Source organism: Haloleucobacter albus (assembly GCF_052492075.1).
Genome location: NZ_JBQWAS010000029.1, coordinates 162,242 through 185,238 on the forward strand (window position 1 = coordinate 162,242; position 22,997 = coordinate 185,238).

The 22,997-nt window shown below is 61.5% G+C and carries 23 protein-coding genes; 4 read left to right on the forward strand and 19 right to left on the reverse strand.

Annotated features, from left to right (window positions below):
- Positions 1 to 127 precede the first annotated feature (127 nt).
- On the forward strand, positions 128 to 1,060 hold the full coding sequence (locus ACT6QH_RS13225; RefSeq protein ID WP_444975286.1) for a LysR family transcriptional regulator: 933 nt from the start codon (positions 128 to 130) through the stop codon (positions 1,058 to 1,060).
- Between the two features lie 308 nt (positions 1,061 to 1,368).
- Here the strand turns inward: ACT6QH_RS13225 and ACT6QH_RS13230 are convergent, their stop codons facing one another.
- The 18 genes from ACT6QH_RS13230 to ACT6QH_RS13315 all read right to left on the reverse strand — a co-directional run bounded on the left by ACT6QH_RS13230 (position 1,369) and on the right by ACT6QH_RS13315 (position 18,412).
- Positions 1,369 to 1,686, reverse strand: a complete 318-nt coding sequence (locus ACT6QH_RS13230; protein WP_444975287.1) for a 2Fe-2S iron-sulfur cluster-binding protein — start codon at positions 1,684 to 1,686, stop codon at positions 1,369 to 1,371.
- A gap of 44 nt (positions 1,687 to 1,730) precedes the next feature.
- A complete protein-coding gene (locus ACT6QH_RS13235; RefSeq protein ID WP_444975288.1) occupies positions 1,731 to 2,180 on the reverse strand; it encodes a tautomerase family protein in 450 nt (149 codons plus the stop codon).
- 138 nt (positions 2,181 to 2,318) lie between these two features.
- A complete protein-coding gene (locus ACT6QH_RS13240; protein ID WP_444975289.1) occupies positions 2,319 to 3,098 on the reverse strand; it encodes an SDR family oxidoreductase in 780 nt (259 codons plus the stop codon).
- A gap of 112 nt (positions 3,099 to 3,210) precedes the next feature.
- A complete protein-coding gene (dmpG, locus tag ACT6QH_RS13245; protein ID WP_444975290.1) occupies positions 3,211 to 4,260 on the reverse strand; it encodes a 4-hydroxy-2-oxovalerate aldolase in 1,050 nt (349 codons plus the stop codon).
- Positions 4,260 to 5,174 carry an acetaldehyde dehydrogenase (acetylating) gene (locus ACT6QH_RS13250; RefSeq protein ID WP_444975291.1) on the reverse strand — a complete coding sequence of 305 codons (915 nt, stop codon included), beginning with the start codon at positions 5,172 to 5,174 and terminating at the stop codon, positions 4,260 to 4,262. The genes dmpG and ACT6QH_RS13250 overlap by 1 nt, the downstream gene beginning before the upstream one ends.
- 23 nt (positions 5,175 to 5,197) lie before the next feature.
- Complete coding sequence (locus ACT6QH_RS13255; protein WP_444975292.1) at positions 5,198 to 5,440, reverse strand: tautomerase family protein; 243 nt, start codon at positions 5,438 to 5,440, stop codon at positions 5,198 to 5,200.
- Positions 5,441 to 5,485: 45 nt separating this feature from the next.
- Positions 5,486 to 6,289, reverse strand: a complete 804-nt coding sequence (gene dmpH, locus ACT6QH_RS13260; protein ID WP_444975293.1) for a 2-oxo-3-hexenedioate decarboxylase — start codon at positions 6,287 to 6,289, stop codon at positions 5,486 to 5,488.
- A complete protein-coding gene (dmpE, locus tag ACT6QH_RS13265) occupies positions 6,286 to 7,083 on the reverse strand; it encodes a 2-oxopent-4-enoate hydratase (protein WP_444975294.1) in 798 nt (265 codons plus the stop codon). Before dmpE ends, dmpH begins: the two co-directional genes overlap by 4 nt.
- Before the next feature lie 10 nt (positions 7,084 to 7,093).
- Entirely contained in the window at positions 7,094 to 8,602 is a 1,509-nt protein-coding gene (locus tag ACT6QH_RS13270; RefSeq protein ID WP_444975295.1) for a 2-hydroxymuconic semialdehyde dehydrogenase, read from the reverse strand.
- 181 nt (positions 8,603 to 8,783) lie between these two features.
- The gene (locus ACT6QH_RS13275) at positions 8,784 to 9,719 is read right to left on the reverse strand and encodes a catechol 2,3-dioxygenase (RefSeq protein WP_444975296.1); all 936 of its coding nucleotides are present in this window, start codon (positions 9,717 to 9,719) and stop codon (positions 8,784 to 8,786) included.
- 406 nt (positions 9,720 to 10,125) lie between these two features.
- Positions 10,126 to 11,130, reverse strand: a complete 1,005-nt coding sequence (locus tag ACT6QH_RS13280) for a beta-ketoacyl-ACP synthase III (protein WP_444975297.1) — start codon at positions 11,128 to 11,130, stop codon at positions 10,126 to 10,128.
- Between the two features lie 192 nt (positions 11,131 to 11,322).
- Entirely contained in the window at positions 11,323 to 12,603 is a 1,281-nt protein-coding gene (locus ACT6QH_RS13285; RefSeq protein ID WP_444975298.1) for an adenosylmethionine--8-amino-7-oxononanoate transaminase, read from the reverse strand.
- A 2-nt stretch (positions 12,604 to 12,605) separates the two neighbouring features.
- Entirely contained in the window at positions 12,606 to 13,301 is a 696-nt protein-coding gene (gene bioD / locus ACT6QH_RS13290; RefSeq protein ID WP_444975299.1) for a dethiobiotin synthase, read from the reverse strand.
- A 48-nt stretch (positions 13,302 to 13,349) separates the two neighbouring features.
- A complete protein-coding gene (locus tag ACT6QH_RS13295; RefSeq protein WP_444975300.1) occupies positions 13,350 to 14,525 on the reverse strand; it encodes an 8-amino-7-oxononanoate synthase in 1,176 nt (391 codons plus the stop codon).
- A 61-nt stretch (positions 14,526 to 14,586) separates the two neighbouring features.
- On the reverse strand, positions 14,587 to 15,627 hold the full coding sequence (gene bioB, locus ACT6QH_RS13300) for a biotin synthase BioB (RefSeq protein ID WP_444975301.1): 1,041 nt from the start codon (positions 15,625 to 15,627) through the stop codon (positions 14,587 to 14,589).
- Between the two features lie 318 nt (positions 15,628 to 15,945).
- Positions 15,946 to 17,433: a hypothetical protein gene (locus ACT6QH_RS13305; RefSeq protein WP_444975302.1), complete on the reverse strand. Its 1,488-nt coding sequence runs from the start codon at positions 17,431 to 17,433 to the stop codon at positions 15,946 to 15,948.
- 56 nt (positions 17,434 to 17,489) lie between these two features.
- Positions 17,490 to 17,822: a membrane protein insertion efficiency factor YidD gene (yidD, locus tag ACT6QH_RS13310; RefSeq protein ID WP_444975361.1), complete on the reverse strand. Its 333-nt coding sequence runs from the start codon at positions 17,820 to 17,822 to the stop codon at positions 17,490 to 17,492.
- Positions 17,823 to 17,938: 116 nt separating this feature from the next.
- Positions 17,939 to 18,412: an iron-sulfur cluster assembly scaffold protein gene (locus tag ACT6QH_RS13315; protein ID WP_444975303.1), complete on the reverse strand. Its 474-nt coding sequence runs from the start codon at positions 18,410 to 18,412 to the stop codon at positions 17,939 to 17,941.
- Between the two features lie 493 nt (positions 18,413 to 18,905).
- On the opposite strand from ACT6QH_RS13315, the gene folE reads away from it, so the two are divergent.
- Complete coding sequence (gene folE / locus ACT6QH_RS13320; protein WP_444975362.1) at positions 18,906 to 19,499, forward strand: GTP cyclohydrolase I FolE; 594 nt, start codon at positions 18,906 to 18,908, stop codon at positions 19,497 to 19,499.
- A gap of 125 nt (positions 19,500 to 19,624) precedes the next feature.
- A complete protein-coding gene (gene hisI / locus ACT6QH_RS13325) occupies positions 19,625 to 20,116 on the forward strand; it encodes a phosphoribosyl-AMP cyclohydrolase (RefSeq protein WP_444975304.1) in 492 nt (163 codons plus the stop codon).
- Between the two features lie 61 nt (positions 20,117 to 20,177).
- On the opposite strand, the gene ACT6QH_RS13330 is transcribed toward hisI, so the two are convergent.
- A complete protein-coding gene (locus ACT6QH_RS13330; protein WP_444975305.1) occupies positions 20,178 to 21,038 on the reverse strand; it encodes an FTR1 family iron permease in 861 nt (286 codons plus the stop codon).
- 423 nt (positions 21,039 to 21,461) lie between these two features.
- On the opposite strand from ACT6QH_RS13330, the gene ACT6QH_RS13335 reads away from it, so the two are divergent.
- Positions 21,462 to 22,730, forward strand: a complete 1,269-nt coding sequence (locus ACT6QH_RS13335; protein WP_444975306.1) for an imelysin family protein — start codon at positions 21,462 to 21,464, stop codon at positions 22,728 to 22,730.
- The last annotated feature ends 267 nt before the right edge of the window (positions 22,731 to 22,997 follow it).

Consider the following 22,997-nt stretch of genomic DNA (forward strand, 5'->3'; position numbering starts at 1 on the left):
TTTTTATCCGGTGCTCTGCTTTTGCGAAAAGGTTACCGGGGGCGCCAGCCGGCTTCCAATATCATTGAAGGGCCAGGCCAATACCTATAAGGTATGGATAATAGCCTGCAACAAAAGCTACGCCACTATGGACCTTCGACATCTGCGCTATTTCATCGCTGTCGCCGAGGAAGGCAATATTGGCCGGGCGGCAACACGGCTGCACATCTCCCAGCCTCCTCTCACCCGGCAGATCCAGCAACTGGAAGCCGAGCTGGGCGTCACCCTCTTCATCCGCACCCCGCGCGGCATGGAAATGACAGAAGCCGGCGCCTTGTTTCTGGAAGAGGCCCGCAATATCCGCTCCATTCTGGAGCAGGCGACAGAACGCACCCAGCGCGCCGGACAAGGCAAACTCGGGCGGCTGGATATCGCGATATTCGGCTCCGCCATTCTGGATGTCATCCCCAAGCTGCTGCTGGCTTACAAGGAACGCTTCCCGGATGTGAAGATTGTACTTCACACCATGAACAAGCATGAGCAGGTGGAGGCCCTGCGCCAACGACGCATCACGGTTGGCTTCAACCGCCTTCTCACCCCCATTGCGGATATCACCGAAGAACTGGTGACGACAGAAGCCCTGCGGCTGGCGGTCAACACGGCCAATCCACTGGCGGCGCTGGACGAGGTGCCCTTCTCAAAGCTGGCGGATCAGCCTTTGGTGCTGTTCCCCACCGGCGCGCGCCCCAGCTTTCTGGATACGGTGGTAAGCCTGTGCCAGAGCGCAGGTTTCGTGCCGCAAATCTCTCAGGAAGTGGGCGATGCCGTCACAGGTGTCGCGCTGGTGGCCAGCGGTTTCGGGGTCACTCTGGTGCCGGATTCCGCCTGCAACCTCACCTTGCCGGGGGTCGTTTATTTGCCGGTCACCGGCATTCCAGAACCTTCGCGCGTGGATTTGAGCTGCATCTATCGCTCAGACAATCGCTCGCCCATTCTTGCCGCGTTTCTTCAGGAGGTCCGGCGCTTCCGCACCCGCGCCGAGCTTGAGGCCGAAGGGCCGTCAACGCGCTCCCGCCCATAGCGGCCGTGTTTCATCCGGCTCTGGAAGCCATAGAGCAACCTGCCGGCCTTCCCGCCTCGCCCAGAAGACGACTTGCCCAGAAAGCAATTTCCGCAGCAAGATATGTTCAGGTTTCAGGGGCTCTGAAGCACATGGCGGGTGCGCAACCAGCAGATATGGTGCGCAAGGCAGGGAGGCGCGCCGGGAGAAACGCGCCCCTTCTGCATGTTCGGACGAAGGAGGTCTTCTCGTCCGAACATGCTCCGCACAGGAAGCGGGTATTCCTGCGCAGACTGGAATTTCAAGGCACAGCCCTCAAGGCCTCTGGCTCAGGCCGGCTGGCGTGGGCGACATGCCGACTTCTGCAACTTTCCCACAACCTTAACTTTCAGACTGCTTTCCGGGCGAATGCGGCAGGCCAGCGCGCACCCTGCCTTTTGCTCTTCTTCCGAAATATGGGCCCGGCTCATGATGCCGGCCTGATACTGGCCCTCCACCACGGCCACCTTGCACACGCCGCAGCCTCCACCACGACAGCCCAGCGGAATACCCTTGCGGCCCAGACGGGCCATGCCCACCAGTACGCTTTCCGTCTCGTCACACAGATAGCTCTCACCCGTATCGGCGATAATGATTTCGTGTTTCATGTGGCGTTCCTCCTGGCCGCTCCCATCCTGTGCCGGCAGGCTCTTCAGGCCGCTTTTCCGGGCTTCTGGATGGCTTGTTCCGTTTGTTCCGTACGGGCACGAATTTCCCCGGCCCGCTGCACGCTGGCGGGCGTGCCGCCAATCCCCCAGTCTTCCGGGCTGATCTGCCGGCACAGGCCACGTACCTGCATGCGCGCCACGCCCAGCTCTTCCACCAGCAGGCGCGTAAAGCCTTCCAGCAGGGCCCGGCGCTGTTCAGCGGGGCGGCCTGCCAGAACAAAAAATTCGAAGAAAGGAGCGGCCTGTCCGCTACGGCTCACCAACTCACCCGCCACCGCGACACGCGCGGGCGCATAGGTGGAGATGAAGGCACGCACACGCTCTGGCGGAGCCGAGAGCACGTCGCAATAGAGCTGCGTGGCACGCCGCAACAGGTTTTCTTCCTGCTCTGGCGCACTTGCCCCCTCGACCAGATGAAAGGTCACAACAGGCATGGCGTTTCTCCCGAAACAGGGCGCCGGATCTTTGGCCCGGTCGCCCCTTTCCTTTCCCTGCCGCATGTTCCATCTGCGTGGATTCTGCGGCGTGCGCATCATAACCGGCAGGTGAACCTGCCGGTCAACATTGTTATCTCAAGGCAGGCCACGGCGACGGCCGGCATCCAGCATCAGGGTTGAACCCGTCATGGCGTCAGCCTCGGGGGCCAGAAGGGTGGTCACGGCCCAGGCGACCTGTTCGGGCGTGGTAAAAGCGCCGAGGGAGGATTCCGCCCTCAACTCATCCAGCACATCTTCGATGGTGATGCCGGCCATGGCTGCGCGATCTGCCGCAACACGGCGAAGACGCACCGTATCCGCCGGGCCGGGGGCGATCATGTGCGCCGTGATATCGCGCGGGCCATAACCCAGGCTGAACTGACGCACGACATTCAGAAGCGCGGCATTGCCAATGCCCGCAGCCGCAGCATAGGCCGTCGGCTCCAGCCCGTAATGGCCACCAATGGCCACAAGCCGGGCATGCGGCAACAGCTTTTCATCCACCGCCCGCACAAGGCGCACGAAGCCCCCCACCTTGATATTCACCGCATCGACAAGGCCACCCGGCGCAATGGACATGATGCCCCCCGCCGCAACAACGCCCGGCCCATGCACCACCATGCGCACCGGCCCCGGCAATATTGCCGCAATGGCGGCCATGGAACTGTCTTCGGAAATATCAGCCTGACAGGGCACAAGGCCGGGACACTCGGCCTCCAACGCCGCCAGGGATTCTGCCGTGCGGGCCACCGCCACCACACACAGGCCCGCCCGCTGCAAGCGCGCAACGATCACCTTTCCGAAAGCGCCCGTCGCACCCACAACCACAGCCACTTCCTGAGCCACTTGTGCAGTGTTTTGCGCAGCATTCGCCACAGCGTCACCCTTCCCTGTCCTTCACTTTATTGGGGTGGCGGAACATCGCCCCGCCACCCGGCTTATTCGGCCTTGCACGAGCCTTGCACGAGCCTTGCACGAACTTGGCAGCTCAGGCCGCGGCATCCTTCAACAAGCCGCGCTCCTTCGCCATGGTCATGGCGGTGTCCTTGATCATGTCTTCCTGGCCGCCAATCATCTTCTTGCGACCCAGCTCGACCAGAATATCGCGCGCCGGCACACCGAAGCGTTCGGAAGCTTTCTTGGCGTGCAGCAGGAAGGTGGAATAGACGCCGGCAAAACCAAGCGTGAGGGATTCACGATCCACCCGCACCATGTGGTCCATCATCGGCACCACAATGTCTTCGGCCACATCCATCAGCTTGAACAGGTCCACGCCGGTTTCAATGCCCATGCGCTCGCACACGGCGGCGAACACCTCCAGCGGGGTATTGCCTGCCCCCGCGCCAAGCCCCGCGACCGAACCATCAATACGGGTTGCCCCGGCTTCGATGGCCGCGATGGAATTAGCAATGCCCATGCCCAGATTGTGATGACCATGGAAGCCGATCTCGGTTTCCGGCTGAAGCACTTCACGCAAGGCCCGCACGCGGGCGCGCACATCTTCCGGCAGCATGTAGCCAGCGGAATCCGTGACATAGACGGTCTGCGCCCCATAGCTTTCCATCAGCCGACCTTGTTGGGCGATGCCCACCGCATCATTGAGATGCGCCATCATCAGGAAGCCGGTGGTGTCCATACCCAGCTTGCGGGCATAAGCGATATGCTGGGGTGCGGTATCAGCCTCTGTGCAATGGGTGGCCACATGCACGCTGCGCGCACCGGCATCATAGGCCGCCTGAAGTTCCTTCATGGTGCCGAGGCCGGGAATGAGCAGCACCGAGACCTTGGCTTGCTTCATGCGCGAGGCGACGGCGCTGATATAATCCTCATTCTTCGCCAGCGCGAAGCCATGCTGAACGGAATTACCGCCCAGCCCGGCCCCATGAGTGACCTGAATATAGGGAATGCCGGCATCATCCAGCGCGGTGGCGAGCTTCACCATCTGGTCAATGCTGATCTGCTCACGCTTGGCATGCATGCCGTCGCGCAGGCACATATCATGCAGAATGACCTTGCGACCCTTGAGAGAAGACGTCATCACGCAGCCTCCACCGTATCGAGCTTGATGCGCCCTGCGAGAATTTCCTCAGCGAACAATTCTGCCGTGCGGGTGCCGGCGGCGGTCATGATGTCGAGATTTCCGGCATATTTGGGCAGGTAATCGCCCAGGCCCGCCACTTCCATGAAGACCGAGACCATCTTATCTTCAAAGATGGGGCCATTCACCAACCTGTAACCTGGAACATATTTCTGCACCTCGCCGATCATCTCCAGAATGGAGGCGGTGATCTTCGCCTCATCCGGCGCATCCTCGGTGATACAGGAAATGGTGTTGCGCATAATCATGGGCGGCTCGGCCGGATTGATGATGGCCAGCGCCTTGCCCCGCTTCGCTCCGCCCACTTTCTCGATGGCGTTGGAGGTCGTGTAGGTGAACTCATCCAGATTGGCGCGCGTGCCGGGCCCTATGGATTTCGAGGCCAGGCTCGCCACGATCTCCCCATACTCCACCGGCTGCACCCGCGAGACCGCGGCCACGATAGGGATGGTCGCCTGCCCGGCGCAGGAGATCATGTTGACATTCATCTCCAGCTTGTCGGCATGTTCCCGCAAATTCACCGGGGGCACGCACAGCGGGCCGATGGCCGCCGGAGTGAGGTCAATCATGATGACGCCCAGTTCATTGAGCTTGCGGCTGTTTTCCGCATGCACATAAGCACTGGTGGCATCAAAGGCGATCTGGACGCCATCTGCCTTCACATGTGGCAGCAGGCCATCAACGCCCTCGGCTGTGGTTTTCAGCCCCATTTCGCGGGCACGGGCGAGGCCCTCGGATTCCGGGTCGATGCCCACCATCCACACCGGCTCCAGCAGTTCACTGCGGCGCAGCTTGTAGATGAGATCCGTGCCGATATTACCGGAACCGATCAGGGCGCATTTTATCTTTTTCATCAGGTCATCTCCTCCCCGGAGCTTCAGCGGCTTGCGTCTGCGGTGGCAGGCTCCGCCAGTGGGCTTGCCGCCTGCTGGTTACGCTCGGCCTGAGTGAGGCCGCCCACGAAGAAACCGTCATCCTTCTGATGCTCGGTAATCAGAATGCGCACCGTTTCCGGCTTGCAGTTCAGTGTGGTGGACACGGCCTGCGTCACCGCCCTGGCGACATCGCGCTTCTGTTGCGTGGTACGCCCTTCCAGCATGTGCATTTCAATGATGGGCATGGTGTGTGCTCCGAATTCTGGCTGAGATCTGGCTGGATGGCCCCGTCACGGGACGAAGCGGATGGAGACGCTGCCCAGCTCCTGAAAACGGGCAACCATGCTGTCACCCGCCTTGACGGGGATGGCCTCGGTGATACCGCCGCTCATGACGAAACTGCCCGCCGGGAGGGTCTCGCCCTGTTCGGCCAGAATATTCACCAGCATGGCGATAGCCTCGGCCGGGTGGCCCATGACAGCCGCAGATGCGCCCATGGCGACGATCTCGCCATTCTTCTCCAGCACAACGCCCAGCGTGCTCAGATCCAGCTCATCCACATAACGCGGCCTGCCGCCCCCCACGAAACGGGCGGAAGAGCCATTATCGGCCACGACGCTCTCCAGATCGAACTTGAAACCGGAGAAGCGCGAGTCGATGATCTCCAGCGCTGGCAGCACATAATCGGTGGCCGCCAGCACATCCGCAGCGGTGCAACCCGGCCCCTTCAGCTCCGCCTTCATCACGAAGGCCACTTCGCATTCCACCCGCGGATGCACGAGATCCGAAAGCGTGATGGCCGAGTTTTCCGGCCGCGCCATGCGATCCGTCAGGAAGCCGATGGAGGGCACATCCACGCCCATCTGCTTCATCTTGGCCCTGGAGGTGAGGCCCGCCTTCCAGCCCACCAGACGATGGCCCTGCGCAATGAAGCGCCGGCGCAATTCCGCCTGCACCGCATAGCCATCAGCCATGGTCATGCCCGGATACTCATCCGTGAGCTTGGGAATGCCATAGGCCCGCGTCTGCGCGCCTTCCACCCGTTCGGTCAGGCGCACAATATCCTCGCGGGAGAGGGTGAGGTTCGCGCTCATGCTGCGGCCTTTCCGGTAAAGCGCATCCGGCAACTGCCCAGCCCGCCAATGGTGCAGACCAGTTCATCGCCATCCGCGACGGAAATGAGAGAAGACTGGGAGCCGGAGAGGATCACTTCCCCCGCCTTGAAGGGGATGCCGAGTGCCCCCAGCATATTGGCCAGCCACGCCACCGCATTGGCTGGAGAACCCTGCACAGCCGCACCCACGCCGGTGGAGTGCAGCTCACCATTCATTTCCACCACCATTCCCGCGAGGGTCAGATCCAGCTTGCGCGGGTCGCCCTTTTGCGTGCCCAGCACATAGACGCCGCAGGAGGCATTGTCGGCCACCGTATCCTGAATGCGGATATCCCAGTCGGTGATGCGGGAATCCACGATTTCAAAGCAGGGCAGCACATAATCCGTCGCCCGGATGACATCCATGGCGGTCACGCCAGGCCCCTTCAGATCCTCCTTCAGCACGAAGGCGAGTTCCGCCTCGGCCTTGGGCTGGATCAGGGTCGACAGGTCGATGGTCGCGCCATCCTCGTGCACCATGCCGGAGAGCAGAATGCCGAAATCGGGCTGGAACACGCCAAGTGCATCCTGCACCGGCTTGGAGGTAACGCCGATCTTCTTGCCCACCACCGTTTCACCGGCCTGAATGCGGCGCGCCACATAACGCTCCTGGATGCGATAGGCATCTTCAAGCGTGATGTCCGGCTCGCGCAGGCGCAGGGCCTCAACTGTGGTGCGGCTGGCGAAGGCTTCGTAAAGCTCATCGCCATAGCGGGTGATCTTCTCGCTGTTCATGCCGACCGCCTCACAGCTTCACGCAGATATTGCGCAGCTCGGTATAGAATTCGAGCGAGTGCACCCCGCCCTCACGCCCGATGCCGGATTGCTTGGTGCCACCAAAGGCCGTGCGCAGATCGCGCAGGAACCAGCTATTGACCCAGGCAATGCCCACATCAATGCGCGCCGCCATGCGGTGGGCGCGGGCGAGGTTCGAGGTCCAGATGGTGGTGGAGAGGCCATATTCGGTATCATTGGCCAGCGCGATCACCTCTTCCTCCGCATCGAAGGGGCGGATGTGACAGCAGGGGCCGAAGATCTCCTCACGCACCACCGTGGCGTCATCGGGAAGGCCGGTCCAGATGGTGGGCTGCACCCATGCGCCTTCCGCCAGTTCTGCCGGCAGATCCGGCACACCGCCGCCGGTGACAACCGTCGCGCCCTCCTCGACAGCCTTTTTGTAATAAGAGAGCACCTTCTCGCGATGTTCATGGCTGATGAGCGGGCCATAGGTGGTGTCATGCTCTTCCGGGCGGCCGAAACGCACGCCCTCCACCTTCTCCTTCAGCGCTACCACGAAACGCTCGAAAATGGGGCGCTCCACATAGACCCGCTCGGTACCCAGACACACCTGCCCGGAATTGAGGAAGCCTGAGCGGAAGATGCCGTCGACAGCCTTGTCGAAGTCGCAATCGGCAAACACGATACCGGCATTCTTGCCGCCCATCTCAAAGGACACATCACGCAGGCCATTGGAGGCCGCCTTCATGATGGCCGAGCCGGTGCGTGTTTCCCCTGTGAAGGTGATGGCGTCCACACCGGGATGCTCGGTGAGGAATGCGCCGGCGGAATCCGGGCCAAAACCATGCACCACATTATAGACGCCCTTGGGAATCCCCACCGTATTCATCACCTCACCCAGCAGGGTGGCGGTATTGGGGGTCTCCTCGGAAGGCTTCACGATCACCGCATTGCCACAGGCCAGCGCCGGCCCCACCTTCCATGTCATCAGCAGGAAGGGGGCATTCCATGGGCACACCACGCCGATAATGCCCTTGGGCACGCGAATGGCGTAGTTGAGAGCCCCTTCGCCATCAGGCGTCGCCATCTGGAAGGCCTCGGTCGGCACATTCTTGATGACATCGGCGAAAATCTTGAAATTGGCGGCCCCACGCGGAATGAAGGCCTGTTCCATCACATGTCGCGGCTGTCCGGTATCCGCCATTTCCGCCTCGACAAACTCATCGAAGCGCCGGGTGATTTCATCGGCCACGGCATGCAGCATCGCCACACGCTTCTCGGTGGGTATGCGCCCCCATTCCCCTTGCAGCGCGGCGCGCGCCGCCTTTACGGCAGCATCCACCTCGGCCTGTCCGGCTTCGGAGATGGAAGAGATAATTCTATTGTCGAGCGGGGAGCGCTTGTCGAAACGCTTGCCACCAGCGGCCGTTACAAATTCACCACCAATGAAATTCTCGATCTGGCGGACCGGAATCTGGCGCGAAACCTGTGATGCGCTGCTTTTGGTCTGCGTCATTTCTGGAAGACCTCTGTTTTCTTGCGACATTTCATCTTCTGGTCGCATAGAAGATATGAGCCACACTCCATATCGTCTAATACCAATGGAGGGTGGACTCGATATCATTTAGGTATGAAAGCCGACATGAGACACCGCCGCCCGCCCACGGCCCGGCACGGGCAGGCGGCGGTCGTCTGCGTCAGGTCACCACGGTCAGGAAGCTCTCATGCAGCTTGCCCTGCGGGTAATCCAGCCCATGAGGGAAGCCTTCAAAGGTCCAGGTGATGGGCTCCCAATCCGGGTAGGGATGATAGCCGCCGGCGAAGGTCTCGAAGCGGTTGCCGGAAGGGTCCCACGCATAAATGGTTTCGCCTCGCGTCACACCATGGCGCGTGGGGCCAATGTCAATCGGCACCTCATTCATGCCCATAATGTCACCGGCGCGCAGCACCCGTTCCCATGTTGGCATGTAGAAGGAGACATGGTGCAGCTTGGCCGGCTCGGGATACTCCACAAAAGCAATATCGTGGGTCTTGTGCGAGCAGGAGAAGAACATGCCGATTTCCGGCTCGCCCGCCTCCACAGGCCCCAGAACGCGCTCAACCAGATGAAAGCCCAGCACATCCGTAAGAATGGGTTTGTTGGCCTGCACATTGGGACCATAAAGCAGGCAGTGGTCCAAACGGGTTGGCGCAATGCCACGGTCCGCATCCGGCGCCCAGGGGGCCGGGTTCACCTTGGGCAGGCCGTTGCCCACGCGGGTTTTCTCGGCATACAGCTCCATCACATGGCCGGTCGGCAAGGTGAAGCGCACGCGCTCGCCGGTTTCCAGCAGGTCGCCGGCAGGCACACGCTCAGTCTTCAGGCCATGGGCGTTCAGATCCGCTTCCAGCTTGTCGAGGGTCGCATTGTCCAGCACCTTGAAGCCGATGAAATCCATGCCGGCCTGATCGGCCTGGCGCAGAACAATGCTGTTGTGATCGTGCTCATCCCAGCATTTGAAATAGGCGCGGCCCTGCGCATCGCGGCCGGTTTCCACAAGGCCCACCACATCACGATAGAAGCGGACGCTTTCTTCAAGGTCCAGAACGCGCAATTGGGCATGGCCCGGACGCAGGACACCAGTCATCGCCATGTTGAATTTCCTCCCTTGGCAACACATCCGAAAGGGCAAGGCCACACCCGCCAGCCGGGCCGGCCGCCTCTTGGTCTTGCCTCTCAATTGGCAAGGCCCGTGCCAACTCGCGCAAAAGCGCATGAATACTGGATATGTTGAAAATGGCGGGGTGCATGCGCCCCGGTTCAGGCTGACCCTTTTGTCCATTTCAGAAGGAGGATTGACAAAAACGTAAAGCTGCATTGCACAAAACGCATTGCAACAGGCGAAGCTCTTCAAAAAAGTGAGGTGGCTGCGGAGCATCAAGCCATTGCCACAACTTCAGCGGGGAAAGACGCCCCTCCATCATAAGCCCCCAACACAAAAGGCCGGGCAATGAGCCCGGCCTTCAAAAAACCTCTCCGGCGGCATTACGCCACCTGTTTCACGGCACGCCATACACCACCGCCCCGGCGGTGAGCCCCGCACCAACGGCAGTCATCAGTACCTTCTCGCCGCTCTGCAACGGCTTGTGCGCCACGCTGCCCGCCAGAGAAAAGGGAATGGTCGCGGCCGAGGAGTTTCCATATTCCTCAATGCTGGACACCAGCGTGTCTTCCGCCAGCCCCAGCCCTTTTCGCACCAGATCGAAAATGCGGATATTGGCCTGATGTGGCACGAAACGGGTGATGTCCCCGGCCCCCACACCGGCTTGCGCCATGGCCTTCACGGCGCAATCCGTCATCATCTCCACCGCCTTGGTAAAAACAGCCTTGCCATTCGGCATTTCCATGAGCAACTGCTCGGCTTCAATGCCTGGATAATAAGGCGTGCGGCTACCACCGGCCGGAATGCGGATCAGATCATAACAACTGCCGTCAGAGACCAGATCCGCCCCCAGCACACCCGCGCCCGGCTCTTCTGATGGCACCAAAACGGCCGCCCCAGCCGCATCGGCGAACAGCACGGCGCTGGAACGATCCTTCGGGTTGATGCGGCGGCTGAGGATATTGGCGGCAACCACCAGCACCGGCTTGCCCTGTGCCCGCACGAAACTGTCGGCCAATGTCAGCGCATAGAGAAAGCCCGCGCAGGCCCCGGCCAGATCAACCGCTCCAGAACGCGACAAACCCAGACGATGGGCCAGAAGAGGCGCGGAAGGTGGCAACAGATGATCCGGCGTGGAGGTCGCCAGCAAAGTCAGCCCCACATCGGCCCTGTCGATCCCGGCTGCTTCCAGCGCCTGTTGGCCGGCATGAAAGGCGATATCGGTCAGCGCCTCACCTTCTGCCGCATAGCGCCGCGCATGAATGCCCGTGCGCCGCTGTATCCAGCCGGCCTCCAGGCCCAGACGCGCTTCCAGCTCCTCATTGCCCACACGACGGGCCGGCGCATAACGCCCCATGCCGGCGATGCGGCTGGCGCGCGGATGGTTCAGCGGATAGCTCATGCGGTCCTCCGGCTGTGGTGAGCGGCCCGGCCTGCGGCCTTTCCGCAGTCTCCGGCAAAATTCCGGCAAGCCGAGCAGGCAGAAGCGCATGGTTGCGCAAGCTGCCTCACCCTCTTGCCCTGTTGAAACGGAAGGCGGGCCCCGTGAAGGCTCCGCCCACCGGGGTCAGAATATCGCGCTTCTATAACGCTATCAGGCCATCATGTCTGCCGCCGCGGCGATGGCATCATAGATGGTGTCCAGATCCTCATGCGTCACACAATAGGGTGGCATGACATACAGCGTGTTGCCCAGCGGGCGCAGCAGCAACTGGCGCTCCGCAAAGAAGGCGCGCAGGCGCGGCCCCACATCGGCCAGATAACCGGCATCACCCACCTTCAGATCCATGGCCGTGATGGTGCCGCACTGGCGCACATCACTGAAGCGCGCATCATCGCGGAAGCGCTCCAGATGGGTGGCCTGCATGGTTTTCAGCTTTTCGATCCGCTCCCGCACCGGCTCATTGCGCCAGACCTGAAGATTGGCGTGTCCCGCCGCACAGGCGATCGGGTTCGCGGTGTAGGAGGAGGAGTGATAGAAGGTGCGCGTCCGATCTTCCGAATAATGCGCATCAAAAATCTCACGCCGGCACATGGTAATCGCCAGCGGAATGGAGCCGCCCGTCAGCCCCTTGGAATAACAGGCAATATCCGGCACGATCCCGGCCTGCTCGCAGGCGAACAGCGTGCCGGTGCGGCCCCAGCCCGTCATCACCTCATCGGCGATGAAGAGCACACCATGCGCCTCGCAGATGCGCTTCATGGCGGCGAGCACATCCGGCCCATACATTTTCATACCGCCAGAACCGAGAATGAGCGGCTCTACAATAAAGGCGGCCGGCTCCTCGGCGCACAGGACTTCCAACGCCTTCAGCGTTTCGGCTTCGCGCCCCTTTTCCGGGAAGGGCACCTGCGCCACATCAAACAGCAAGGGCGCATAGGCTGCATTGAACACGCCGCGCTCCCCCACAGACATGGTGCCGATGGTATCGCCATGATAGCTGCCTTCCATCACCACAATACGAGAGCGCGGCTTGCCAATATTGCGCCAATACCCCAGCGCCATCTTCAGCGCCACTTCCACACAGGTGGAGCCACTGTCAGAAAAGAAGATATGGTCGAGCCCCTCCGGCGTCACCGCCACGAGGTCCGCCGCCAGCGCCTCGGCAGGAGGATGGGTGAAGCCTGCAAAAATCACCTGATCGAGCTGATCCGCCTGCGCCTTGATGGCCTCGATGATGGGCGCATAGCGATGGCCATGCGTTACCACCCACCAAGAAGAAATGGCGTCGATAATGCGCGTGCCTTCCGGCGTGTAGAGATAGGCCCCTTCCCCGCGGGAGATCATCGTCATCTCCGGCTGCAAGGCGTGCTGGGTAAAAGGGTGCCAGATGGGCGAGGCCGGGCGCGTGGGTTGCTTCGGTGTGGTGCTCATGGTCACTGCGCTCCTTCCAGAAAATCCGCCCGGCTGAAACTGGCTTCAAAGGCTGTTCGCAGGGTGGATGGGTCGAGATGCTCCAGACGCGGCAGATGCCCCAGCACCTTCACATGGCCCTTGTGTGCAATCATGCGGGCATTCTCGGCATCCCCCTCGCCGATCAGCGCCACGCCCAGAACGGGAATGCTGCGGGCGCGCAAGGCTTCCAGCGACAGCAGGGTATGGTTGATGGTGCCCAGCCCGGCCCGCGCGCACAGCACCAGCGGCAGCCTCCAGCGGGCGAACACATCCATGAACAGCACATTATCGGTCAGCGGCACCATCAGGCCGCCTGCCCCTTCAATCACCAGCGGGCGGGCGGTCTCAGGCGGCTCCAGCGTTTCGGGCGTGATGGCCACGCCATCCAGCCGGGCAGACAGATGGGGAGAGGCCGGCGTGCGCAGACGCCAAGCCTCCGGCAGAATGCGCGATGCCGGCAGGCCGGACAAGCGCGCCACTGTTTCAGAATCCGTCTGTTCCTCAAGGCCGGACTGAACCGGCTTCCAGTACATGGCGTCCAGAAATCCGGTGAGGCCGGCGCTGAAAACGGTCTTGCCGATTTCCGTATCCGTGCCCGTCACAACCAGAGCCTGCCCACGCGAGGCGGAAGCGGCAGGGGCCCCTGAACCAAAACCCGAACCCGTCTTGTGCTGCATATTTTCAAAGTGGGCTGAAAAGCCATGCGCCAAAAGGCTTCGGCAGACTTATGGCCCACCCCTTTCCCATTCCTCCGCCAGAGCGTCGAACAGGCGCGTCACGGCGGCCTCATCTACATTCAAGGTCAGCGAAACGCGCAACCGTGCCGTGCCTTCCGGTACGGTGGGCGGGCGCACGCCCCGCACATCAAAGCCGCGCGCCTGAAGCGCGGCAGCCAGCGCCATGGCGCGGGCATTATCGCCCACAATCACGGGCTGGATCTGGGTGCCGGAAGCCTTCACGCCTTTTGCGGCGAGGCCGGTGCGTTCCAGCTCCTGCCCGGCAAAGGCGACAAGGCGAGCCAGCTTCTCCCGCCGCTCCGGCTCATCCTGCAAAATAGCCAGCGCTTCCTGCGTCGCCACCGCAACCAGCGGTGAAGGAGCCGTGGCGAAAATAAAGGGCCGGGAGCGGTTCACCATGAAATCGCACAGCACCTTCGCGCCCGCCACCAGCGCGCCAGAAGAGCCCAACGCCTTGCCGCAGGTGTGCAGCACCAGCACATTCTCGCGCCCCTCGAAGGTCGCGGCCAGCCCACGCCCCTGCGGGCCATAAATACCGGTGGCGTGGGCTTCATCAATGAACAGAAAGGCATCGTGCCGATCTGCCAGCGCGGCGAGATCCTCCAGCGGGGCAATATCGCCATCCATACTGTAGACGCTCTCCACCGTCATCCAGATGCGGCCCGTGCCACCAGCGGCGCGCCATTCGCGGATGCAGGCTTCAAAAGCGTTCACATCATTATGGGCTGCTTCCATCACCTGCGCGCGCCCGGCACGTGCACCTTCATGGGCGCTGGCGTGGATCTTCGCATCCATCACCAACAGGTCGCCCTTCTGCGGCAGGGTGGTAAGCACGGCATAATTGGCGATGAAACCACCGCCGAACAGCAAAACCTTCTCGGCCCGGAAGAACTGCGCCGCGGCATCTTCCAGCGCCTCATGCTCGGGCGTATTGCCGCGCAACAGGCGTGAGCCTCCCGCCCCGACAGGCGTGCCCTGCTCCAGCGCACGGCACACGGCCTGTGCCATTCGGGGCAAACCGGCAAGGCCGATATAATCGTTGGAGGCGAAATCCAGCCCCTCACGCGGGGCAAGGCTGCGCAGGCGGGCCTTGCGCTCCAGCCCGCGCAGTGTGGTTTCAAACCGGCCCAGAAGCGTGTCGTGTTTCACAGTTTCATCCATCATGAAATCACGAACGGGCCTTCCGGTTCAGTCTTCCATCCATTTTTCCAGAGCGACCTTCCGCTCACAGCTCATGCTGTTCCATGGGACGGATGCCGAGGCGGTTGAACAGCGCCTCGTCATGGTCTTCTTCCGGGTTATCCGCCGTCAGCAGTACTTCACCACCGAAGATGGAGTTGGCCCCGGCGAAGAAGCACAGCGCCTGCATTTCATCGCTCATTTCAGTGCGGCCGGCGGACAGGCGCACATGGGATTTCGGCATCATGACACGGGCCAGCGCGATGGTGCGCACGAAATCAATGGGGTTCACCGGCGCGGCATCCTCAAGCTGGGTGCCAGGGATGGCGATGAGCATGTTGATCGGCACACTGTCGGGCGGAGACGGCAGATTGGCCAGCGTCACCAGCATGTCCACCCGGTCTTCCTCGCCTTCGCCGAGGCCCACAATGCCGCCACAACACACCTTCAGGCCCGCCTCGCGCACATTGGAGAGCGTATCCAGACGATCCGCAAAGGTGCGGGTGGTGATGATGTTGGAATAGTGCTTCTCGGACGTATCAATATTGTGGTTGTAATAATCCAGCCCGGCTTCCTTGAAGCGCATGGCCTGGTCCACATCCAGCATGCCCAGCGTCATGCAGGTTTCCATGCCGAGATCCTTCACCCCGCGCACCATGTCGAGGAGCATGTCCATGTCACGCTCCTTGGGGCTGCGCCAGGCGGCGCCCATGCAATAGCGCGTGGCACCGGCTTCGCGCGCCTTGCGGGCGGCGGAAACCACCTTCTCCACTTCCATCAGCTTGGACGCCTTCAGATCCGCGCCATTGCGGGCAGACTGGCTGCAATAGCCACAATCTTCCGCGCAACCGCCAGTCTTGATGGACAGAAGGCGGCTGACCTGCACCGCATTGGGGTCAAAATTGGCGCGGTGGACGCTCTGCGCCTTGAACAGCAGATCATTAAAGGGGGCACGATACAGCGCGAGGGCTTCCTCGCGGGTCCAGCGCTTGCGGGAGGGGTCCACGGCGAAGGTGCGGATTTCGCTCACGCCCTTCGTCGCATCCTGTTGCGCACCAGGTTCCGTCGTCACCGCAGCAAGCGTCATGTCGTTTCCACCTTTATCATGCGAACCAGAGGACCGGGCCAATATGTGAACCACAGGCCGCGCTCAGCCTGACGACCACCATTCATGCCCCGGCCAGTCTGTCCGGTTTAACCAGTTTGAAGAAGCATGTGCGCCGGAAAGCGCCGTGCGTCAACGCCCGCATCCGACAGTTTTGCCTCTCCAGAGCCTCAGAAAACGCCTCTCAACCCCTATGGTTTCGGAATATTATTTCGTTTCCATCGCAACTTACCGCAGCGCACCTAAATTTGTTACCCCTTCTGGCATCAGCATGCCGTGAACGTTACCTTTATGCCCTGTTCAGAGGTTTTTCAGCGCTGCCCGCACATTCTCCGGCAACGCATTGGAAAGCCCTTCCACCAGTGGACGGTCTGCCTCCGGCAGGCCGAAACGCTCCGCCACGAGGCGCGCCATCATATTGCCATTGGGGTGGGCGGCATTGAAGGGCGGCGTCGGCTCCTTCAGATCCCACAACATGGCATACAGCCAGATACCAGGCGTGCCGAGGGCGATCGTGGCATTGGCATAATCCAGGCAATCATCCAGCGTCATGGCGCGGCTGGCCTTCCAGGGCGGGCCGGCGCGCAGGCCCAGATACACCTCGGCCCGTGGAAAGGCATGGACATAAGCCTCAAGCGCACGCACCGGATCGTAAACCGGCTGCTCATCGAATGACATGACATTGATGATATCAAAAGCGTCGCGCGTGTCCTTGTCCTTCACCAGCGCGGCCACATAACCATGGTTCCAGCCCAATGGCTTCTGGCGGCGATAAGGGCCGAAATAGGCCCCGGTATTGAAGCCATCCAGCGCCAGCTTGTATTTCGGCCGAGGGAAGCGATCGCGAAAGGCCCGGATCACCCGTACCATCTCGCCATCAGTGTAACACCACACATCGCCATTGGGTTGGGTGATGCAGTGCTTGTCCATCTCCATGGAGGCGGAATTGCACTCATAATCCACCTCGATTTCCGTGATGCCCATATCATCCACAAAACGGCGGATGGAGGCGAGGTGGCCGGAATGCATGCCCGCCCAGCCCGACCAGTCATAAGGCTCGAAGCCCTGCTTGCCGCCCTGCTGGATGGAAAGCGCGATGCGAATATGCGGCTGTCTCATCCGCAGCAGATCCAGCACATTGCGGAACTGATGACCGGTACCGTCGAAGTTCAGCCCCGTGGTGGCCTGCACATTATCCGAGAGCCCCTCATAGATGAATTGCGGCCGCGCGAAACACAGGGAAACCGAACTGACATAAGATGGCAGATTGGTGAGATAGAACTTCTCGGGATAGGCCACATCCGGGCTATCCCACCAGCTTTCCCAATGCACCTTGAAATGCTGCCCCTGCGGCGGGGCCATCGCCACCGTACCGAAAAGCGCAAGGCCAAGCCCGCGCGTCTGGCCTTTCTGGCGTGAGACGGAAAGGCGGCCAGCCTTCACCATCACCATCTGCCCAAATGGCAGAGTGAGCCGGTCCAATTCCAGATCCCCACCATCACCGGGTGCTGAAACCGTGCCCATGATGACGAGATCACCTTCCAGCGCCTCCAGCCGGAAACTTTTCGCCAGCCCCGGCCGCAGCACCGTGCCAGACCATATACCGGAAAGCTCCTGCCCATCCCCCATGCCCGGCTTGAAGGGCGCAGCTACCGGCACACGCACCATGGCCAGCGTCTCAGCCCCTTGTTCCGTCGCACCCAGCAGAAAAAGCGAGGAACCAGACAGGCGCGCAACCCATTCTGCCGCGCTTGCCGGCCCGGCGCTGCCGCTCACCACAATGGCCATATCGCATTCTCTCCGGTGTCCGCACATCTGTTGCTGCGGGTTGGCAAGGCCACGCCTCAAGCGTCTTTTGTACCCGGCTTTGCCGGCTCTTCCGGCTCTTCCGGCTCTTTCTTCATGCGCCAGATGCCATAAGCCCAGGGACGATACCAGCGCCCGCCCTCCGGCACACATTCCGGCACCGGATCGTAACCATGCCCGCCCCATGGATTGCAGCGGCAGATCCGCGCCGTCGCCATGAACAGGCCCGGCCAGGCACCATGGCGTGCAATCGCCTCATCGGCATATTGCGAGCAGGTGGGCAGATAGCGGCACTGCCGCCCCATGAAGGAAGACAGCGTGTAGCGATAAATGAAAATAGGTGCCCGCAGCATATGGCGCGGCACATGCAGAATGAAACGCCGAGCCTTCCGCCCTGCGGAGAGGGGCTCTTCCCCCTCCGGCCATGGCAGACGATCCGTCACGCGCTTTTCAGCCGGTGAGAGCCTGGAACATTGCGCCACTTCTCTCACGACGCACCGGCGCTGGCCGCCTTGGGCGCGGCGTTTTGCTGCCGGGCGGCTTCAATCTGACCAATCGCATCCACCACCGCATCGAAGGTCAGCAGTGTGGAGGCATGACGGGCCTTATACTCCCGCACCGGCGAAAGAACCTCGAAATCCACCCATTTCCCAGCCGGCGGCGGCCCGTCTTCCTTCAGCATGCGTCGCACGGTTTCGCGCAAGGCCCGCAATTCTTCAGCGCTGGAGCCCACCACATGCTGCGCCATCAGCGCGGAGGAGGCCTGCCCCAGCGCGCAGGCGCGCACCTCATGGGCGAAATCGGCCACCTTGTTCCCGTCCATCACCAGATCCACCGTGACGGTGGAACCGCACAGACGGGAATGAGCCGTGGCCGTGGCCTGCGCCGCAGGCAGGCGACCCAGACGCGGAATATCCGCCGCAAGGGCCAGAATGCGCGCATTATAGATGTCGTTAATCATCCGCCCACTCGCCGGCCGGGCCGACGCTCTCTTGTATCTGCGCCCATTCCGCGCATTTCAGGCCAGAATGGGCTCTGCCGGTTGTCGCTCCGGCTCTGCACCCTATATAGCGCAGCAGCGGGCGTGATTAAGGCCCCTTCGCTCATTGGCCGCGCGCAATCGCCGCGTCAGTCTTGCGAATGGTTGATTTCACCCCCATCATAACATGTTCCCCCAGGGTTCGCCCTGGCCGGAGAGGGTGCCATGCGCCCGCCTGGTGGAAGGGAACAGGAAGACGGCACGGCCGCAGGCACGGCCCGGCAGCAATGTCGGGGCACTCCCGCGCAGGCGTGGCCGACGACCGGTGACACTCCCGCTTCGGAAACGAGGCGGTCGGACGGAGTTGGCGACGGAGTACGCCATGGACGCGGTGGTGAAATTGCTCAGGACTCAATCTGAAAAGACCAGCACGAAGAATCTTGAAAACCCGGCGGCGACATCCCTGCCGGATACGATGACGATGGCCCCGACGGCCTTCGCCCGGCCCAGCCGCGATGAAGCCGAAGCGGCTGTGCGCACGCTGCTGGCCTATATTGGCGAGAACCCCGAACGCGAGGGCCTGCTGGATACCCCCCGCCGGGTCGTGAAGGCTTATGATGAATTGTTCGCCGGATATCGCGATGAAACCGGCGAGCTGATGGAGCGCACCTTCGGCGAAATCGGCAATTTCGATGATTTTGTCCTGCTGCGGGATATTCCGTTCCATTCCCATTGCGAGCACCACATGGTGCCCTTCTTCGGCAAGGCGCATGTGGCCTATTTCCCGGTGGAGCGCGTGGTCGGCCTCTCCAAGATCGCGCGTATCGTGGATGTGTTCGCCAAACGCCTGCAAACGCAAGAGCATCTGACCTCCCAGATCTGCACCACGCTGGAAGAGGGGCTGAACCCGCGCGGCGTGGCGGTGCTGATTGAGGCCGAACATATGTGCATGACCATGCGGGGCGTGGCGAAGGCGGGGGTCGCGACTCTCACCACCCAATTCACCGGCGTGTTCCGCGACAATCCGGCCGAGCAGGCCCGTTTCATGACGCTGATCCGCTCGCGCTGAATCCATTGACGGGCGCAAGCTGCGCCCCGTTTCATGATGAGCCGGATGAAGGGCCAAAACGCCCCCTCATCCGGCCTCTTTCATCTGCTCACGCCATAGAGCGCCAGCCTGCCCCGGAACCTCCCATGAGCCAGAATACCAACACCTCCACCCTTTTCCCTGCCCCGCAAAGCGGCGCTGAGCTGGAAGAGGGCACATGCCTGTCTCCCCGCTTCAATACGGATGGCCTCATCACCTGTGTGGCGGTGGATGCCCATAATGGAGAGGTGCTGATGCTGGCCCACATGAATGCCGAAGCGCTGGCCCTCACCATGAAAACCGGAGAGGCACATTATTTCAGCCGGTCGCGCAACAAGCTCTGGAAGAAAGGCGAAAGCTCCGGCCACACCCAGAAGGTGCTGGAGATGCGGATTGATTGCGATCAGGATGCGGTAATCATCAAGGTGGAGATGGGCGGCACCGGGGCAGCCTGCCACACGGGACGGCGCTCCTGCTTCTATCGCACCGTGCCGCTGGGGGCTGCGCCTTCAAAGGAAACCCGGCTGGGCTTTACCGGCGACGAACCCCGTTTCGACCCTGCCGCAGTCTATGGCGAAGGGCACGGGCATAATCACTGAGCCTTGCGGTCTACCCGGCCTGCGAGCTGAAAAACCAAGGCGGGGCCGGCCCCGCCTTTTCTCACACCTTTGCGATCTGCGGCGCATCGCCCGCCTTGATACCATCTCTGGCCTTGGCGATACGCCCATTCACGATGGCCGAGAGCATCACAATCACCGTCACGGTCGCCAGATAGGCAATCACCTGCATGCCCGTCGGCTGGGCACGGTAGCCCACCATGGTGCGCAGCACACGGCCCAGCGCCCCTTCATCCGACAGCATCCAGCTTGAATCCCACACCGGGTCCGGCAAGGATTGAATGAAGCCGGAATCCTGCAAAATCCCCACGGATTGCGCCGCAAGCCCCGCCGCAAGCAGAGTGATGACCACACCTGTGACCTTGAACAGATATTTCATCGGCACCGCCACAAGGCCGCGATAAAGCACGAAGGACAATGCCGCTCCGGCGGCCAGCCCCAGCGCCCCACCCATGGCGACATCCGCCGGCGTTTCCGCCCCTGTCGTCATGATGCCATACATGAACAGGACGATTTCCACGCCCTCACGCAGCACCGCCATGCCCACCACAATGGCCAGCGCTGTCAGGGGCTTGCGGCCTTCCTGCACATCGCGGCCCACGCCCTGCATCTCCACCACCATCTCGCGGCCATGACTGGCCATCCACACCACGGTCCAGACCAGCATCACCACCGCGATGGCGAGAATGGCGGCATTGAGAATTTCCTGACCGGACCCATCAAACATGTTGGAGATACGGCTGGCGAACAACGCCAGAATAGCCGAGCCGATGACACCGCCCAGCACGCCGCCGCTGATCCACCATCCGCGTCCGCGAATGCCTTCTGAAGCAGCCAGCACCACGCCAATGACGATACCCGCCTCCAGCACCTCACGAAAAATGATGAACAACGCAGCCAGCATGTTCCGGTCCTTCGGATCTTCTCATCGGGCTCTATGCTTACAGCCGAGCCATCCGCACGGGGCGGGACAGCTCATGTTCATGACATGCAGGCACCCTGTGCAAGGCGCTGAAACAGCAGCCCAAACACTGTGTTTCCTACACCTGCTGCGAACCATTGTCACCAAAACCGCCCTTCTTTGGAATGAGTCCAAAAAGATCTGAACATACACGACCCTACATGACCTTGAGTAAAGCAAGGATCAACCAAATAACGGGAAGTACCACAGGCTTTACCTCGGATAGACACAGATCTGAATGAAGTGGAATCATTCCATTGTGCAGCGCGATACTTGCGACCCCTCCAGCCTCCCCTTTAGTCTGCGCACGGGCCAGCATCTGCCAGCGAGGCAGTCACCGGCCGCGACACTCAGGGAGAAGTATCAATGCGCGCGCAATTCTTTGCCGGCGCGATCGCAGCAGCGGTTTCCATGGCATCTCCGGCATTTGCCGACGCGCCCCAGGCCCGTGACGTGATCACCCATTATGCCGACCTAGCCCATGTGATGTATGATTCCTCGCAGAGCACGGCGCAGGAGATGCAGAAGGCCATCAACGCATTCATCGAAGCCCCCGGCGAAGACAGCCTGGCCAAGGCCCGCAAGGCTTGGGTGGATGCTCGCGCCTTCTACCAGCAGACGGAAGCCTTCCGTTTTGGCAATGAGATTGTCGATGAGCTGGAAGGCAATGTGAATGCCTGGCCGCTGGATGAAGGGCTGATCGACTATGTGGATACCTCATCCTATGGCGACAGCTCGGATGAAAACCCGCTCTATACCGCCAATGTGATCGCCTCCACCTCCATCCGCATCGGCAAGGAAACGATCGACGTCACCACCATCACGCCGGAGCTGCTGCACAAGCTGAATTCCGCCGATGGTGTGGAGGCCAATGTCGGCAGCGGCTGGCATGTCATTGAATTTCTGCTGTGGGGGCAGGATCTTAACAGCACCGGGCCCGGCGCCGGCCAGCGCCCCTACACCGATTATGACCTGAAAAACTGCACCCATGGCAATTGCGACCGGCGCGCCCAGTATCTCAAAGTCGCCACCCAGACTTTGGTGGATGACCTGAAGGAAATGGCGAATGTCTGGGCCGCCGATGGCACCGCCCGCAAGACCCTGATGGAGAAGGATGACAAGGCTGGCCTGGCCGTCATCTTCACTGGCATCGGCTCTCTCTCCTATGGCGAGCTTGCCGGCGAACGCATGAAGCTGGGCCTCATCCTCCATGACCCCGAGGAAGAGCATGATTGCTTCTCTGACAACACCCACAATTCGCATTATTATGACGAAGTAGGCATTCATGATGTCTATTATGGCCGCTTCACCAAGCCCGATGGTGCCGAGGTGAAGGGCCCTTCCATCGCGGATCTGGTGCGCGCGGCAGACCCGAAGATCGCCGACGAGATCGACCAGCAGATGACAGCCACCCTTGCCGCCCTGCGGACGATCAAGGACACTGCCGATTCCGGCGAAATGGCCTATGACATGATGCTGGACGAGAAGAACGAGAAGGGTGCAGCCCTTGTGCAAGCCGGCGTGGATGCGCTGGTGGCGCAGGCGCGCGCCATTGAGCGGGGCGTGTCCGTTCTCGGTCTTCAGATCAATGTCGAAGGTTCCGACAGCCTCGACAACCCTGCGACCGTGGAATGATGGTTTTGTCATGCTGAATTGCCGGAAACTCCGGCGCGGGGAGGTCGCGACACGGCTCGCGGCCTTCATGCCGCCTTCACGAAAAGGCCGCTGCCCATTTTGCGGCAGCGCCCACCATGGCTGGGATAAGGAGCAGCACAGCCCTCTGGCCTGCACTTCTCCCTCCGGCCGCCGCCCGGCGGCTTCCCCCGCCCCGGCACGGAAACGCCCGAAAGCTGAGCTTGCAATTCAAAATGCGCCTGCGCGCAACGTGGATAATACGCCCTC